Genomic DNA, 14,667 nt, shown 5'->3' with positions numbered 1-14,667 from the left:
CGCCCTAGCGGATCTGGTGCTTGTGCAGCAATCGGTAAAAAGTCGGCCGCGACACACCCAGGACTCGGGCGGCAACGCTCAGGTTGTCGCTGTGCCGGTTCAGCACATCGCACAGGGCCTGGCGTTCGGCGCGGGTCTTGTAGTCATCAAGGGTGCCCATCGGGGAGGCAAAAGCGTGCTGGCTGATCAGGCCCAGGTCTCGCGCCTCGATCTGCCGTCCTTCGGCCAGTACCAGCCCACGACGTACCCGATTGGCCAGTTCGCGGACGTTACCGGGCCAGTCATGCTTGCCCATGGCGACCAATGCGTCTTCGCTGAAGCTGCGAGGACGACGGCCGGTTTCACGGCTGTAGAAATGGGAAAAGTGGTTGGCCAGCATCGAGATATCGCCGTGGCGCTCACGCAGCGGTGCGGTGACCACTTGCAGGACGTTCAAGCGGTAGTACAAATCTTCGCGAAAGCGTTTCTTCTCGATGGCTTCCTCAAGATCGACGTGTGTCGCCGCCAATACCCGCACATCCACCGGAATTGGCTGATGACCGCCGACCCGCTCGATGTGTTTTTCCTGCAGGAAGCGCAACAGATTGGCTTGCAGCTCCAGAGGGAGATCGCCTATTTCATCGAGAAACAGGGTTCCGCCATTGGCCGCTTCTATCCGCCCGACCTTGCGCTGATGGGCGCCGGTAAAGGCACCCTTCTCATGACCAAACAATTCGGACTGGATCAAGTGTTCGGGAATCGCACCGCAGTTGATCGCCACGAACGGTTTGTTGTGGCGCTGGGATTGTTGATGCAGGGTGCGGGCGACCAGTTCTTTACCGGTACCGCTTTCGCCGCGGATCAGCACCGGGGATTCGGTAGGTGCCAGTTTGCTCAGCAACTTGCGCAATTCGCGAATCGGTTTGCTGTCGCCGAGCAACTCGTGTTCAGGCTGATCGATATGAACCGTGCCCTGACCGCGCAGGCGCGCCATGCCAAACGCCCGACCCAGCGTGACCTGAACCCGTGAGACATCGAACGGCAAGGTATGGAAGTCAAAAAACCATTCGCAGACGAAATCCCCGACATTCTGCAAGCGCAGGACTTCCTGATTAAGCACGGCGATCCACTCGGTACCGCTGCGGGTGATCAGCTCCTTGACGGCTTCGGGGCGCTCCAGATGAAATGGCTGCAAGCGCAACAGACCCACGTCACAGGTTCGTTCGGTGGCGTTTTCCAGGGCGCAGCTGTCAACATCCCAACCTACAGCGCGTAAACCCGGCAACAAACGGTGGCAGTCGTCGCAAGGATCCACTACTAAAAGACGTCGTAAAGCAGGCGCTTCGATCATGACTGTTCCTTGGCGCCAAATTTTAGGAAATATTATTAAAAACAGTCATTTGGCGGGCTTCGGTGTAACACTAGCAAAATATTGACGCGAGCTTGTATCGATTGCTTATAGGGACGGCGGTTTATTAGTTATAAGAAGCCACATGGTTAGTTGCCTAACGAGTCGAACCTTTCATTCAGCTTTCAGAAACGGCCTGGAAGTCTGAATAAAGAAAGAAAGTTGAAATTTCTTTTGTTTGTGTGTGACCCAACCCCCGGTTGCGGACATCAGTACAAGTAACCAGCCGAACGGTAAGCCCAACCGACGGCACATCACTTGATTGGGCATACAGAGAGAAGATCCCATGAACGCCCCGCTCCGTATCAACGAAGCTCTTTTGATTGCCGACCGCGCATTCCAACCCTTTCAATGCGTGGCCTGGGCGCCACAAGACGGTAATGGCGAGCTCAGCCTGACCATCATCGATCGCACTAACACTCGCATCAGCCGCAAACAGATTCCCAGCAGCGCCTATTCCGATCCGGAACAACTCGAACACGTGCTGGAACAAGCTCGCGCCGAGTTGAGCGAGGAAGGCTACAAACTGCAATCATGGTCCATGCCGCATTGATTTTTTCGCGGATTACCGCCCGGTAATCCGCGTCCCTCGCTCCCCTTAGTTGACGGTTTTCTATAGTCAGCCACTCCTCTTTTTCATCTTCTAACTCGTCAGATTACTTGGCAGGCTTGTCAGTGGTTCGAAAAGACACTGTTCTGGCACAAAACGCCCTGCCTCCCGAGAGTAATGGCAGTTGTGCATCATCGCATTCAGGGATTGAATGTTCTGCTCAGACAGTCCCCCTCCGGGCACCCGGACAAGGACGACTGGCAAGGAGATGCGTGCATGTCATTCCAGACTGCTTTTGCCATACCGGTGACGGTGAATGACGCCGGGCAACTCGATGCCCATTTCGCCGGCAGCGGCAAGACTCAAGTGTATTTCGCCGGCAGCACCTCCAGCAGGGTCAATGGTGTCGCGATTGACCCTGCCGGCCGAATACTGGTGGCAGCCAAGGTCGGCACGCCGGGTGGCAGCCGCTTTGGCCTGGCGCGCCTGCTTGAGGACGGCTCGGCGGATCTGACATTCGGCAAACAAGGCAGCATCATCGGGCAGTTCGCCCACGGCTACGAGGGCATGGCGGGCACGGTGCGGCTGCTGGCCGACGGGCACATTCTGGTGGCTGGCCTGCACTATGAAAATGCTCACAGTACACTGCCCGCCTTGGCCATGTTTGATCAGCGAGGCTGCCTGATCGAGGATTTTGGCGACCATGGCCGCTGCGTAGTGCGCCTGCCGGGGAATCTTTCCCAGGGCGCTCGCGACGCCTGGCTACCCCCCGGTGTATCGGGGACCGAAGCCTGTGATGTCTGCGTGCAGGACGACGGTCGAATCCTGCTGCTGGCCAATCATCACTTCGAACTGGCCGATCACGTCGGCATGTTGATAAGGCTCAATGCCGACGGCTCGCTGGACAACACCTTCAACGGTCGCGGTTTTGTCATGGTCCGGCACTTGCTGATGAACACCTGGCTCAACAGCCTGATGGTGCAACGCGATGGCCGAGTCCTGGTGGGCGGATCGATCAATTTTCCCGAGGAAGGTTTGCTGGCGCGTTATCACTCCGATGGCCGGCTGGATGACGGCTTCGCCGTGGATGGTTTCATGACCTTCAAGGCCTGGGGCCACAGCGCCCAGGTCTGCCAGATCGTCCAGCACGAAAATGGTGATTTACATTGTTTTGGCGGCAGTCGCGAGCCAACGCACTGCCTCGCACTGAACCTTCACAGCAATGGCCGGCCAGACATTCACCGCAATGGCGGCCAGCCCCAACTGTTGGAAATCGGTCATAGCGGCTGCCAGTGGACCGCCGCCCAGGTACAACCGGACGGTCGGGTACTGGCTGTCGGAGCGACGGTCGGGGGGCTCGAAGGCGATTTCATTCTCGCCCGGTATTTACCCAGCGGGGCACTGGATTGCAGCTTCGCCAATGGCCAGGGCTGGGTCCGCACACGCCTGAGTCGTGGTCCGGACACCGCCACTTCTTTGGCCGTGCAGGCCGATGGTTGTATCGTCGTCGGCGGCTATTCACTGGACGGAAACTACCGCGCTGTCGTCGCGCGCTATCAACACTAGACCGACATCTTTTTCCTGCACTTGATCTTCCCTTTCGCTTACGGCAAGTTGCGCGCTTCTTAATACAAGGAGTAGCCGATGTCCGGCTCAATGGCCCAGGCCTTCGCACACAACTTTCTCGGGCACTCACCCCGCTGGTACAAAGCGAGCATCGTCGGTTTTCTGCTTCTCAACGCCCTGGTGTTGTGGACGATCGGTCCGGTGGCGGCCGGCTGGTTGTTGGTGCTGGAGTTCATATTCACCCTGGCCATGGCGCTCAAGTGTTACCCGTTGATGCCCGGCGGGTTGCTGCTGATCGAAGCACTGCTGCTGAAAATGACCACGCCCCAGGCGCTCTATGACGAACTGGTGCACAATTTTCCGGTGATCCTGCTGCTGATGTTCATGGTGGCGGGCATCTACTTCATGAAAGACCTGCTGCTGTTTCTGTTCTCGCGCCTGCTGCTGGGGGTTCGCTCCAAGGCGCTGCTGGCATTGATGTTCTGTTTCCTGTCAGCGTTTCTCTCGGCGTTTCTCGATGCGTTGACCGTGACGGCGGTGATCATCAGCGCGGCCGTGGGGTTTTATTCGGTGTACCACCGCGTCGCCTCGGGCAACGATCCGCGTCAAGACAGCGAGTTCGCCGATGACCAGCATTTGCCCACCCTCCACCATGCCGACCTCGAACAATTCCGCGCCTTCCTGCGCAGCCTGCTGATGCACGGCGCGGTCGGCACTGCACTGGGTGGTGTTTGCACGCTGGTTGGCGAGCCGCAAAACCTGCTGATCGGCCATGAGATGGGCTGGCACTTCGCCGAGTTCTTTCTGAAGGTCGCCCCGGTGTCGTTGCCGGTGCTGGCAGCCGGCCTTGTGACCTGTGTGCTGCTGGAGAAACTGCGCTGGTTCGGTTATGGCACGCTGCTGCCGGACAACGTGCGCGTGGTGCTGGCCAACTACGCCGCCGAAGACAACGCCGAGCGTACGTCGCGTCAGCGTGCGGCATTGCTGGTTCAAGGGGCGGCGGCCCTGATACTGATTGCCGGGCTGGCGTTTCACGTCGCCGAAGTCGGCTTGATCGGTTTGATGGTCATCGTGCTGATTACCGCGTTCACCGGCATCACCGACGAGCACCGCCTGGGCAACGCCTTCAAGGACGCCATGCCGTTCACCTCGCTGCTGGTGGTATTTTTCGCAGTGGTGGCGGTGATTCACGATCAGCAACTGTTCGCGCCGCTGATCCAGTGGGTATTGGCCCTGCCGGCGGATCAACAGCCGGGCATGTTGTTTATTGCCAATGGCCTGCTGTCGGCCATCAGCGACAACGTGTTCGTGGCGACCATTTACATCACCGAAGTGAAACAGGCATTCATCTCCGGCCACATGAGCCGCGAACACTTTGAAACCCTGGCCATTGCGATCAATACCGGCACGAACCTGCCGAGCGTGGCGACGCCCAATGGTCAGGCGGCGTTCCTGTTCCTGCTGACCTCGGCGATTGCACCGCTGATTCGCCTGTCGTACGGACGAATGGTGTGGATGGCATTGCCTTACACCGTGGTGATGGGGGTTCTTGGCTGGTACGCCGTAAGCTACTGGCTGTAACCCTGAACAAAATGTGGGAGCGGGTTTGCTCGTGAAAGTGGTGTGTCATCCAACATCAATGTTGACTGACTGGCCCCCTTCACGAGCAAGCCCGCTCCCACATTGGTTTTGCGTGTTTATCGAGGCAGGATGTATCGCTCGATCGCCTGGGCCGCGCCGTCTTCGGTATTGGCCCCGGTCACCACGTCAGCCTGGCGCTTCACGGCCTCTTCCGCCTGCCCCATGGCGATCGACAACCCGGCCTGATGAAACATCGCCGGGTCATTGCCGCCGTCGCCCATGGCGGCGGTCTGATCCAGCGACACCCCGAGAAACCCGGCCAGCGTCGCCAGCGCTGCGCCCTTGTTTGCCTGCATCGCGGTCACGTCCAGATAGACCGGCTGCGAGCGCGAAACCTGCGCCTGCCCTTCGACCATGGACAGCAACCGCGCTTCCAGCTCGATCAACAGTTCGGTGTTATTGCTGGCAGCGACGATCTTGTCGATACGCGCCAGGCAAGGCTCGAAAGTCTCGACCACCACCGGCGGATAACCCAGGCCATGTTGCTCTCGCGGGACCATCGGGCCATACGGGTCCTTCAACAGCCAGTCGCCACCACTGAACACCCATACTTCAATGTCCGGCTGATCGGCAAATAGCGCCAAAGCTTTCAGCGCCGCCGTTGCCGGCAAATAATGCGCAACCAGCAAACTGCCGTCAGGGTTGACGATGGTGCCGCCATTGAACGCCGCCGTCGGCAGATCGACGCCCAGGGCTTCGATCTGCTGCAACATGGCTTTGGGCGGACGCCCGGTGGCCAGACTGAACAGCACACCGGCTTCACGCAAGGCACAGACCGCCTCGATCGTGCGCTGACTGAGGCTGTGATCGGGCAGCAACAACGTGCCGTCCATGTCGCTGAGCAGAAAACGGATGGGTTGTCGCGTGACGTCACTCATCCGACGCTATGCCATACGCGACCATCGCGGGCCAGCAGCTCGTCAGCGGCCTGTGGCCCGTCTTCACCGGCCGCATAGTCCTGCACCGTCGCGTCCTGCTCCCAGGCGTCGAGGAACGGCTGCACGGCGCGCCAGCCGTTCTCGATGTTGTCGGCACGCTGGAACAGCGTCTGATCGCCGGTCAGGCAATCGTAGATCAAGGTTTCGTAGCCGGTGGACGGCTGCATTTCAAAGAAATCCCTGTAGGCAAAACCCAGTTCGATATTGGCCATGTTCAACGCCGGTCCCGGCCGTTTGGCCAGCAGGTCGAACCACATGCCTTCGTTGGGCTGGATCTGGATCCGCAGATAGGTCGGCTGCAACTCTTCGACTTCGGTATCGCGGAACTGCGCGTACGGCGCCGGTTTGAAGCAAATGACGATCTCGGTATCGCGCACGCTCATGCGCTTGCCGGTACGCAGGTAAAACGGCACGCCGACCCAGCGCCAGTTGTCGATCATCACTTTGAGCGCGACATAGGTTTCAGTGGTGCTGTCGGGCGCTACGTTGGCTTCCTCACGATAACCGCGCAGTGAATGGCCATCGATCTCGCCGGCGGTGTATTGGCCCCGCACCGAGTTGGCTCGCGCTTCCTCGGTCGACCAGGGGCGAATCGCGCCGATGACTTTGGCCTTCTCGCCGCGTACCGCGTCGGCGCCGAAAGCGGCCGGTGGTTCCATGGCCACCATCGCCAATAATTGGAACAGGTGATTAGGCACCATGTCCCGCAGGGCGCCGGTGACCTCATAAAAACTGCCACGGGTTTCCACGCCGACGGTTTCAGCGGCGGTGATTTGTACGTGGTCGATGTAATGGTTGTTCCAGAAGGCTTCGAACAGGCTGTTGGAGAACCGGCTGACCAGGATGTTCTGCACGGTTTCCTTGCCCAGATAGTGATCGATGCGGAATATCTGCTTTTCCGTCATCACCTTGAGCAAGCAGGCGTTCAAGGCTTCGGCGGTGTACAGGTCGGAACCGAAAGGTTTTTCGATCACCACCCTTCTGAACGCTTCAGGGGCTTCTTGCAACAATCCGGCAGCACCGAGACGCCGCACCACTTCGCTGAAAAAGCGCGGGGCGGTGGCCAGGTAGAAGATGGCGTTACCGGTGCCGCTGGCGTCGATTTTCGCCGCCAGGGCGTCATAGGTGCGTTCATCCAGGAAATCGCCCTGGACGTAGCTGATGTGTTTGGCCAATTTGGCCCACAACGCCGGATCAAGGGCTTGATCGCCCTTGCCGACCTTGGCCGCCACTTCCGCCCGAATGAAATCTTCGAGTTTTTTGGCAAAGGCTTCGTCACTGATGGCGTTGTGATCAACGCCAACGATCCGCAGTCCATTCCCCAGCAAACCATCGCGACTCAGGTTGTACAGCGCCGGCATCAGCAGGCGCTTGACCAGATCACCATGGGCACCGAACAGAAACAGCGTGGTGGGCGGTGCGGGTTCTGCCTTGGATTTCCTGCGGATCACGTGGGTCATTTTTTCGCAGTCTCCACATGACCGCCGAAACCGAAGCGCTGGGCCGAGAGAATTTTGTCGCCAAAGTTGCCTTGCCCGCGCGAACGGTAGCGAGAGAACAGCGAGTTCGACAGCACCGGTACCGGCACCGCTTGTTCCATGGCGGCTTCGATGGTCCAGCGCCCTTCACCGCTGTCGGCCACTTCACCCGAGTAGCCGTCGAGTTTCGGATCGGACGCCAGCGCATCGGCGGTCAGGTCGAGCAGCCAGGACGAGACCACGCTGCCACGACGCCAGACTTCAGCGATGTCCGCCACGTTGAGGTCGAAACGCTGATCTTCCGGCAGGTGGGTGCTGGCCTTGGTCTTGAGGATGTCGAAGCCTTCGGCGAAGGCCTGCATCATTCCGTACTCGATACCGTTATGGATCATCTTGACGAAGTGCCCGGCACCGGCGGGGCCCGCGTGGATATAACCGCGCTCGGCGCGATCGTCATCGGAACGGCGATCCTTGGTGCGCGGGATGTCGCCCAGGCCCGGGGCCAGAGACTCGAACAACGGGTCAAGACGCTTAACCGTCTCGGCATCGCCGCCGATCATCATGCAGTAGCCACGCTCCAGGCCCCAGACGCCGCCGGAGGTGCCGACGTCGATATAGTGCAAGCCTTTTTCCGACAGGGTTTTGGCCCGGCGGATGTCATCTTTATAAAAAGTGTTGCCGCCGTCGATGATGGTATCGCCCGCTTCAAGCAAGGTGCTCAAGGTGTCGATGGTGTCTTCGGTCGGCGCGCCGGCGGGCAACATCACCCATACCGCGCGAGGCTTGGCCAGGCCAGCGACCAGGGCTGGCAAGTCGGCCACCCCGGTGGCGCCTTCTTCAACCAGGGTGTCGACAAAGGCGGTATTGCGGTCGTAAACAACGGTGGTGTGCCCGTTGAGCATCAGGCGCCGTGCAATATTACCGCCCATGCGGCCCAGTCCAATAATCCCGAGTTGCATGTACTGATGCTCCCTACTACAAATAAAGTGTGTCAAAGGTTATAGCCCAACGCGACTAGTGAAGGTTAGTCCAGAGCGGCGGGATGAAGTTTCCGGGCATTGTGCCCGATCCAGATTGATAACGCCGGGAATCGTGCCGAAGACACAACGACCATGAAAAATAAAAAAGTTCCCTTCAGGGGCAAAAGAAATCAAAATTGGCGCCGATAGTAAGTGAGCACCCGATTTCGGGAGCCGACTTACAGTTGAGACAGCCATTTGCGAGGTGAGCAATGGGCACCGTACACACTGCACTGCCAGCACAAACCCTTTACGTCACGATCCGCCGCGATGAACTGCGTCAGTTGAAAGACGAGCGTGATCAGTTGAAGCGGGAAGTCGCGCAGTTGCGCATGCTGACCCAAGGCAATCAGGTTCAGCCCTTACCCGTCACCCAACGTGCTCCCCACGCCTGACCTCCTCTCTTGAGTCGGAAACAGCCACTGCTGTTTCTGACTCGCTGCGATCCTGTCCGCCGCGACAACTCACAAATTTTTCACATTTGCCTGGCGATAATCCGGCGCATTATGGCCGCTCGATTTGCGTGCGGCATCCGTTCGTCTGTGACAAGGAGAGTGCCGACGGCCGATCATCAGGCTGGAGTGTTGAATGGCTTTGCGTAAACGCAGCAATACGTCTGCGAATGGTTTTGATTGGGCAGGATTTCTCTGGTTATTTCTGTTCTTCTGGTATTTCTCCGGTATCACCCAACTTCTGATTCAACTGACGGGCACCTCCGGTTTTACCGGGTTCCGCCAGGCTTTTGTGATGAGCGCCATCTGGCTCGCGCCGATGCTGTTGTTCCCCAGACAAACTCGTATGATGGCCGCGCTGATCGGCGTGGTGCTGTGGGCTTGTTCGATGGCCAGCCTGGGGTATTTCTTCATCTATCAGCAGGAGTTTTCCCAGAGCGTCATCTTCATCATGTTCGAATCGAACGTGTCTGAGGCCGGCGAGTACATGACGCAATATTTTGCCTGGTGGATGGTGCTGGCGTTCCTCGCCCACACCGCGTTCGCGTATTTCCTTTGGACCCGCTTGCGCCCGGTGTACCTGCCACGCGCTCAAGCGCTGATTGCAGCGACAGCGATTCTGCTGGCCGTGGTCGGCTACCCATTGATCAAGCAGACCGCGCACACCGGCAGCCTGGCCGGCGGCTTCGAGAAATTCGAAACCCGTATCGAGCCCGCGGTGCCGTGGCAGATGGCCGTGGCCTATCACCGCTACCTCGATACCCTTGCCAACATGCAAGGCATGCTCGACAGCACCAGCAAGATCCCACCGCTCAAGAACTTCACCGATTCGATGGCCAATCAGCCCGCGACCCTGGTGCTGGTGATCGGCGAATCCACCAACCGTCAGCGCATGAGCCTGTACGGCTACCCGCGGGAAACCACCCCGGAACTGGACAAGCTCAAGGACCAACTGGCGGTGTTCGATAACGTCATCACGCCACGTCCCTACACCATCGAAGCGTTGCAGCAGGTGCTGACGTTCGCCGACGAAGAAAATCCGGACCTCTACCTGACGACGCCGTCATTGGTCAGCATGATGAAGCAGGCGGGCTACAAGACCTTCTGGATCACCAACCAGCAGACCATGACCAAGCGCAACACCATGCTCACGACTTTCTCCGAGCAGACCGACGAGCAGGTGTACCTGAACAACAACCGCAACCAGAACGCCGCCCAGTACGATGGCGATGTGATCGAGCCGTTCAACAAGGCGTTGGCCGATGCAGCGCCACGCAAGCTGATCGTCGTGCATTTGCTCGGTACGCACATGAGCTACCAGTACCGTTACCCGCCGACCTTCAACAAGTTCACCGATCGCAAAGGTGTGCCGGACGGCGTGCGCGACGATCAGTTGCCGACGTACAACAGCTATGACAACGCAGTGCTGTACAACGACTTCGTGGTGTCGAGCCTGATCAAGGACTACGCCAAGACCGATCCGAACGGCTTCCTGCTGTACCTCTCCGACCATGGCGAAGACGTCTTCGACTCCGCTGGCCACAACACCCTGGGCCGCAACGAGAACAAGCCGACCGCGCCGATGTACACCATTCCGTTCATGGCCTGGGCTTCGCCGAAATGGCGCGAAACCCATGACTGGAGTTTTGCCGCCGACCTCGGACGGCCGTACAGCAGTTCTCAGCTGATTCACACCTGGGCGGATCTGGCCGGCCTGAATTTCGATGAGCTGGACCACAGCAAAAGCCTGGTCAGCGACAGCTTCAAGCCTCGGCCACTGATGATCGGCAATCCTTACGAGCGTGAGCAGCGGCCATTGATCGACTTCAGCCTGATGAAACCCAAGGGTGCGCCTGTCACTCCGGCGGTCGTTCAGCAGTAGTTTTGGCGCGGAACCTGTGGGAGCGGGCTTGCCCGCGAAGGCGTCGGCACAGTCAACATTGATGTTGCCTGACATACCGCTTTCGCGAGCAAGCCCGCCCCCACAGAGATTGCGGATTACGACTTAGAGCGCTTTGGTCCAGAACAGCATCCGGCCGTGTGCGGGGTCGAACATACCCGGCGAAAAACCGAACTTTCCATAAGACGCCTGGGCCACCGGGTTGCCTTCCAGTACTTCCAGGGTGATTTTGCAGCAGCCGCGCTGACGTGCGATGTCCTCGACTTTGTGCAGCATCCTCTGGCTCAACCCCAACCCGCGAAACTTCGACACCACGACCACATCGTGCACGTTGACCAATGGCCGACAGGCAAAGGTCGAAAAGCCTTCGAAGCAATTGACCAATCCCGCCGGCTCGCCGCCGACAAATGCCAGTACGCTGAAGGCATGGGGCCGTTTGGCCAATTCCCCCGGCAATTGCTGCAATACATTGACGGGCAACGGCTGACCGCTGCCCATCGGGTCTTCGGCGTAGTGATTCAATAGAAGACAAATCGCCTCGGCATGCACCGGGTTGGTGTAACTGGCCTGAAGCACAAGAATTTCTGCGGATTCCATTTCCACCCTCAATCACACTGAAGTTGCCCCAGCTCGCCTCTTGCGCACTGAAAGGTCCAGCGACCTTATCGCGAGCGCCGGGGTGCCGACAACTGGATCCTGTTGTGATCGCTCTCTTTCAATCGCCCCAGATCAGGGCCTCGGTCCATCCCAGCTCAGCAAAATCCTCGGCCCTCAATTGCGACTCGCCGGCACAGAAAAACTCGTCCAGTTGCGGCGGCTTGACCGACGTGCCGCTGAGCATCGCGTGAATCTGCCCGCGATGATGAATCTGGTGCTCGAACAGATGGGACAGCAGGCGTAGGCGGCTGTCATGTTGCGGGGTGTCGCGCGCGATGGTCACGATTCGCCCGAGCTCTGTGTCACGCAATTGCTCGCAGTAGGCGATCAGTCGACGATCGACCAGGGCTTGCTCGCGCTTGAGGTCGGCGCCGTTGGTGATCGGCTCGTCTTCGTTGAAAAACACGTAGCAATCAGGATGCGGCGCTTCACCGCGCAACTCCCGCTCCAGGGCGTCCACATAGAACCAGTCGCACGTCAGAATGTGGTTGAGGGTCGCGCGCAGGCTGGGGAAAAAACTGACTCGCGGCGCCACCAGCTCGGCCGGGCTCAGCTGAAGCCAGGCCTTGGCCAATCGGTGATTGGCCCAGGCATTCTGATAGGCCATGGTCAGCAAATGGTGGGACAAGGGCTGATTCATGTTCACATCCCCCGGGCATCAAGCCTCGGCAAAACGTTTTAGCTGCATCTCCTGCAAGCGGCTGAGGGTGCGGCGAAACGGGAATTGCAGATAACCCTCGGTGTACAACGCCTCCATCGGCACCTGCGCTTCGAGGTACAGCGGCACCTTGCGGTCATAGCATTCGTCCACCAGGGCGATAAACCGTCGTACGCCGTCGTCATGCATCGACAACTGCGGCAACTCGCGATCCCCCGCCACCACCCGTTCGACACCGTCTTCAGTGCCGCGAGCGATGCGCCCTTCACGTTTCCGCGCACTGAGATTGGGCACGTCGCTCAACAGAATAGCGCTGAAGGTGTCGCACAGGGCCATGAAGTCCATCGCGGCAAAAGGTTGTTCGCAGAGTTCGGAGTACCGGCACCAGAGCACGGTTTGACTGGCCTGTATGACATTGACCGAACGGTAGCCGATCTTCACCGGATCGCTTGACAGCGACTGGCCGACGGTCAAGGCCTTGAACACGTCGCCTAGGGCACCGGGCTGACCCGGAACGTTCACCCAGTAACGTTGCAGAGCGGCGCCAGGGTGCAGACGATGATCTTCCCCACCGTCCACCGCAATGACCTGCATGTGCTGCTTGATCGCGGTAATCGCCGGCACGAAGCGGTCACGGTTGAAGCCATCGGCGTACAACTGGTCCGGCGGCTGATTGGAGGTGCAGACCACCACCACGCCCTGCTCGAACATCACCTGAAATAAACGCCCGAGAATGATCGCGTCACCAATGTCGTTGACGAACAGTTCATCGAAACACAGTACCCGCACTTCCTGGCTCAGCTCGCGGGCCAGGGCCTTCAGCGGGTCGGCGGTGCCGGTCAATTGGAAGGAACGCTGATGCACCCAGCCCATGAAATGGTGAAAGTGCTGCCGCCGAGCCGGGACGCGCAGGTTTTGATAGAACTGATCCATCAACCAGGTCTTGCCCCGCCCGACCGGGCCCCAGAGGTACACGCCGCTGATGGACGCGCGGCCTTCATGCAAGGCTTCGTGGCACTTTTGCAGCGCCCACACGGCGTGTTCCTGGGCCTCGTCCTGGACGAAGCCCTTCTGTTCGATGGCGTGTTGCCAGGCGCTTAAGGGAGAGTCGACATTCATGCGCGGCAGTATACGTCTCTGTGACGGCTGGTGAAGCCTGATACCAGCAGGTCAAGCACAATCCCTGTGGGAGCGGGCTTGCCCACGATGAGGCCGTGTCAGTCACCATGCATGTTGGTTGACACACCGCTTTCGCGGGCAAGCCCGCTCCCACAGGTTCCGTTTTCGGCAGCTGCCGGGTTACAGCGAGATGTCCAGCCGGGCGATCTTGCCTTGCTCATTGAGGCGGAACATATAGCGCAGTTCCAGCGGGCTGCCGGGAAAGGTACCGGAGATCAGGTTGTGCACCAGCACTTTGCCGGTGCGCAGTTGAACGTCGAGCACCTCGACCCGGGGCTGGTAACGTTGTGCGGTGTCTTGCATCCATTGGGCGATGGCTTGCGTGCCGACCTGATGCTGCCCCTCATCGAACACGTTGGCATCCTCAGCGAAAAAACTGGCGACCCTGGAGGTGTCACGGGCATTGGCGGCGTCAATGTAGGCGGCGATGGCGGGGGCCAGTGAAGAGGCGGGACTGGACATGTTTACGGCTCCTTGTGAGTTGATTCTGGAGCCATGCTAAATCAAGCCATTGTCAGTTCTTGTCAGGAGTGAAACGCCCTGCTTCGTCCAGTTGCATCTGTTTGCGCCAGGTGCGCAACAGGTCGCTACGCCGCCCCGGATAGCGTTCACCCTGTTCACTGGCGGCCGAGATCCGGTCGGTGCGGAACGTGCGATAAGCACTGCGCAACTCACACCAGGCGACGATGATCCGCACCTCATTGAGAAACCCCAGGGCCAGGGGCCAGATCAACCGCTGGCTGGGCACCTGGTTGGCGTCCGCATAATCGATATGCAGCTTGGTCTGGTTGCGAATGGCCTGGCGAAACACATTCAAAGGCACGGCATTTTGCGGATAGCCATAACCCGGTGGGCCCGGCAACACCGTCGGATTGCGCAAGGCGTCCTGAGCCGTGGGGTCAAGCACCGCGGCGATTTTTGCCAGGGCATCGGCCGCGGCTTTGCTCAACACCTCATCACCGCGCTGGTCCACGTAGCGCAAACCGAGCACGATGGCTTCGGTCTCATCGGCATTGAGCATCAAGGGCGGCAGAAACAGACCGCTGCGCAACACATAGCCGATCCCCGCCTCGCCAAAGATCGGCGCGCCGAGTGCAGTGAGTTCAGCGATGTCGCGGTACAGCGTGCGCTCGGAAATCTCCAGCTCGCTGGCCAATGTCGCGGCAGTCACCGGACGACTTTTGCCCCGCAGCACTTGTAACAAGGTCAGTAAACGGGTGGTTCGGGACACGGTCGGCAGAC

The 14,667-nt window shown here is 59.3% G+C and carries 14 protein-coding genes; 5 read left to right on the top strand and 9 right to left on the bottom strand.

The features are described from left to right. Nucleotides 1–4: 4 nt before the first annotated feature. On the bottom strand, nucleotides 5–1,330 hold the full coding sequence (locus PSH64_RS12860) for a sigma-54 dependent transcriptional regulator (protein WP_105341946.1): 1,326 nt from the start codon (nucleotides 1,328–1,330) through the stop codon (nucleotides 5–7). 343 nt (nucleotides 1,331–1,673) lie between these two features. Here PSH64_RS12860 and PSH64_RS12855 point away from each other — a divergent pair, with 343 nt between their 5' ends. The 3 genes from PSH64_RS12855 (at nucleotide 1,674) to nhaB (ending at nucleotide 5,084) form a co-directional block, all read left to right on the top strand. Further along, a complete protein-coding gene (locus PSH64_RS12855; RefSeq protein ID WP_105341949.1) occupies nucleotides 1,674–1,940 on the top strand; it encodes a hypothetical protein in 267 nt (88 codons plus the stop codon). Nucleotides 1,941–2,213: 273 nt separating this feature from the next. Continuing rightward, nucleotides 2,214–3,503, top strand: a complete 1,290-nt coding sequence (locus tag PSH64_RS12850) for a hypothetical protein (protein WP_305480860.1) — start codon at nucleotides 2,214–2,216, stop codon at nucleotides 3,501–3,503. Nucleotides 3,504–3,581: 78 nt separating this feature from the next. Next, on the top strand, nucleotides 3,582–5,084 hold the full coding sequence (gene nhaB / locus PSH64_RS12845) for a sodium/proton antiporter NhaB (RefSeq protein WP_305480859.1): 1,503 nt from the start codon (nucleotides 3,582–3,584) through the stop codon (nucleotides 5,082–5,084). 116 nt (nucleotides 5,085–5,200) lie between these two features. Here the strand turns inward: nhaB and PSH64_RS12840 are convergent, their stop codons facing one another. The 3 genes from PSH64_RS12840 to gnd are packed head-to-tail and all read right to left on the bottom strand — an operon-like array spanning nucleotide 5,201 to nucleotide 8,519. Further along, entirely contained in the window at nucleotides 5,201–6,022 is an 822-nt protein-coding gene (locus PSH64_RS12840; RefSeq protein WP_305480858.1) for an HAD family hydrolase, read from the bottom strand. After that, on the bottom strand, nucleotides 6,019–7,542 hold the full coding sequence (zwf, locus tag PSH64_RS12835; RefSeq protein ID WP_105341957.1) for a glucose-6-phosphate dehydrogenase: 1,524 nt from the start codon (nucleotides 7,540–7,542) through the stop codon (nucleotides 6,019–6,021). Before zwf ends, PSH64_RS12840 begins: the two co-directional genes overlap by 4 nt. Then, nucleotides 7,539–8,519: a phosphogluconate dehydrogenase (NAD(+)-dependent, decarboxylating) gene (gnd, locus tag PSH64_RS12830; RefSeq protein WP_105341960.1), complete on the bottom strand. Its 981-nt coding sequence runs from the start codon at nucleotides 8,517–8,519 to the stop codon at nucleotides 7,539–7,541. The genes zwf and gnd overlap by 4 nt, the downstream gene beginning before the upstream one ends. 272 nt (nucleotides 8,520–8,791) lie before the next feature. Between gnd and PSH64_RS12825 the strand changes: the two genes are divergently transcribed. Then, nucleotides 8,792–8,974, top strand: coding sequence for a DUF6026 family protein (locus PSH64_RS12825; protein WP_105341962.1), 183 nt, complete (start codon nucleotides 8,792–8,794; stop codon nucleotides 8,972–8,974). A 193-nt stretch (nucleotides 8,975–9,167) separates the two neighbouring features. Beyond that, nucleotides 9,168–10,913: a phosphoethanolamine transferase CptA gene (locus tag PSH64_RS12820; protein ID WP_305480857.1), complete on the top strand. Its 1,746-nt coding sequence runs from the start codon at nucleotides 9,168–9,170 to the stop codon at nucleotides 10,911–10,913. Nucleotides 10,914–11,036: 123 nt separating this feature from the next. On the opposite strand, the gene PSH64_RS12815 is transcribed toward PSH64_RS12820, so the two are convergent. The 5 genes from PSH64_RS12815 to PSH64_RS12795 form a co-directional block, all read right to left on the bottom strand. Next, nucleotides 11,037–11,528 carry a GNAT family N-acetyltransferase gene (locus PSH64_RS12815; RefSeq protein ID WP_105341966.1) on the bottom strand — a complete coding sequence of 164 codons (492 nt, stop codon included), beginning with the start codon at nucleotides 11,526–11,528 and terminating at the stop codon, nucleotides 11,037–11,039. Nucleotides 11,529–11,646: 118 nt separating this feature from the next. Continuing rightward, nucleotides 11,647–12,228: a DinB family protein gene (locus PSH64_RS12810; RefSeq protein WP_105341968.1), complete on the bottom strand. Its 582-nt coding sequence runs from the start codon at nucleotides 12,226–12,228 to the stop codon at nucleotides 11,647–11,649. Nucleotides 12,229–12,246: 18 nt separating this feature from the next. Then, nucleotides 12,247–13,365, bottom strand: a complete 1,119-nt coding sequence (zapE, locus tag PSH64_RS12805) for a cell division protein ZapE (protein ID WP_305480856.1) — start codon at nucleotides 13,363–13,365, stop codon at nucleotides 12,247–12,249. A gap of 180 nt (nucleotides 13,366–13,545) precedes the next feature. Continuing rightward, nucleotides 13,546–13,887, bottom strand: a complete 342-nt coding sequence (locus PSH64_RS12800; protein ID WP_105341972.1) for a nuclear transport factor 2 family protein — start codon at nucleotides 13,885–13,887, stop codon at nucleotides 13,546–13,548. A gap of 52 nt (nucleotides 13,888–13,939) precedes the next feature. Beyond that, nucleotides 13,940–14,656, bottom strand: coding sequence for a YafY family protein (locus PSH64_RS12795; protein ID WP_105341974.1), 717 nt, complete (start codon nucleotides 14,654–14,656; stop codon nucleotides 13,940–13,942). Nucleotides 14,657–14,667: the final 11 nt, after the last annotated feature.

The sequence above is a fragment of the Pseudomonas sp. FP1742 genome (genome assembly GCF_030687145.1).
GTDB classification, from domain to species: Bacteria; Pseudomonadota; Gammaproteobacteria; order Pseudomonadales; family Pseudomonadaceae; genus Aquipseudomonas; species Aquipseudomonas frederiksbergensis_D.
Note: the sequence above shows the minus strand (reverse complement) of the source record. Positions and strands in the feature narration are given on the sequence as shown.

Coding starts and splice junctions, on each gene's coding strand:
- PSH64_RS12855 (WP_105341949.1), top strand. CDS start 1,674: ATGAACGCCCCGCTCCGTATCAACGAAGCTCTTTTGATTGCCGACCGC.
- PSH64_RS12810 (WP_105341968.1), bottom strand. CDS start 12,228: ATGAATCAGCCCTTGTCCCACCATTTGCTGACCATGGCCTATCAGAAT.
- PSH64_RS12840 (WP_305480858.1), bottom strand. CDS start 6,022: ATGAGTGACGTCACGCGACAACCCATCCGTTTTCTGCTCAGCGACATG.
- PSH64_RS12860 (WP_105341946.1), bottom strand. CDS start 1,330: ATGATCGAAGCGCCTGCTTTACGACGTCTTTTAGTAGTGGATCCTTGC.
- zapE (WP_305480856.1), bottom strand. CDS start 13,365: ATGAATGTCGACTCTCCCTTAAGCGCCTGGCAACACGCCATCGAACAG.
- PSH64_RS12815 (WP_105341966.1), bottom strand. CDS start 11,528: ATGGAATCCGCAGAAATTCTTGTGCTTCAGGCCAGTTACACCAACCCG.
- zwf (WP_105341957.1), bottom strand. CDS start 7,542: ATGACCCACGTGATCCGCAGGAAATCCAAGGCAGAACCCGCACCGCCC.
- PSH64_RS12820 (WP_305480857.1), top strand. CDS start 9,168: ATGGCTTTGCGTAAACGCAGCAATACGTCTGCGAATGGTTTTGATTGG.
- nhaB (WP_305480859.1), top strand. CDS start 3,582: ATGTCCGGCTCAATGGCCCAGGCCTTCGCACACAACTTTCTCGGGCAC.
- gnd (WP_105341960.1), bottom strand. CDS start 8,519: ATGCAACTCGGGATTATTGGACTGGGCCGCATGGGCGGTAATATTGCA.
- PSH64_RS12850 (WP_305480860.1), top strand. CDS start 2,214: ATGTCATTCCAGACTGCTTTTGCCATACCGGTGACGGTGAATGACGCC.
- PSH64_RS12800 (WP_105341972.1), bottom strand. CDS start 13,887: ATGTCCAGTCCCGCCTCTTCACTGGCCCCCGCCATCGCCGCCTACATT.
- PSH64_RS12825 (WP_105341962.1), top strand. CDS start 8,792: ATGGGCACCGTACACACTGCACTGCCAGCACAAACCCTTTACGTCACG.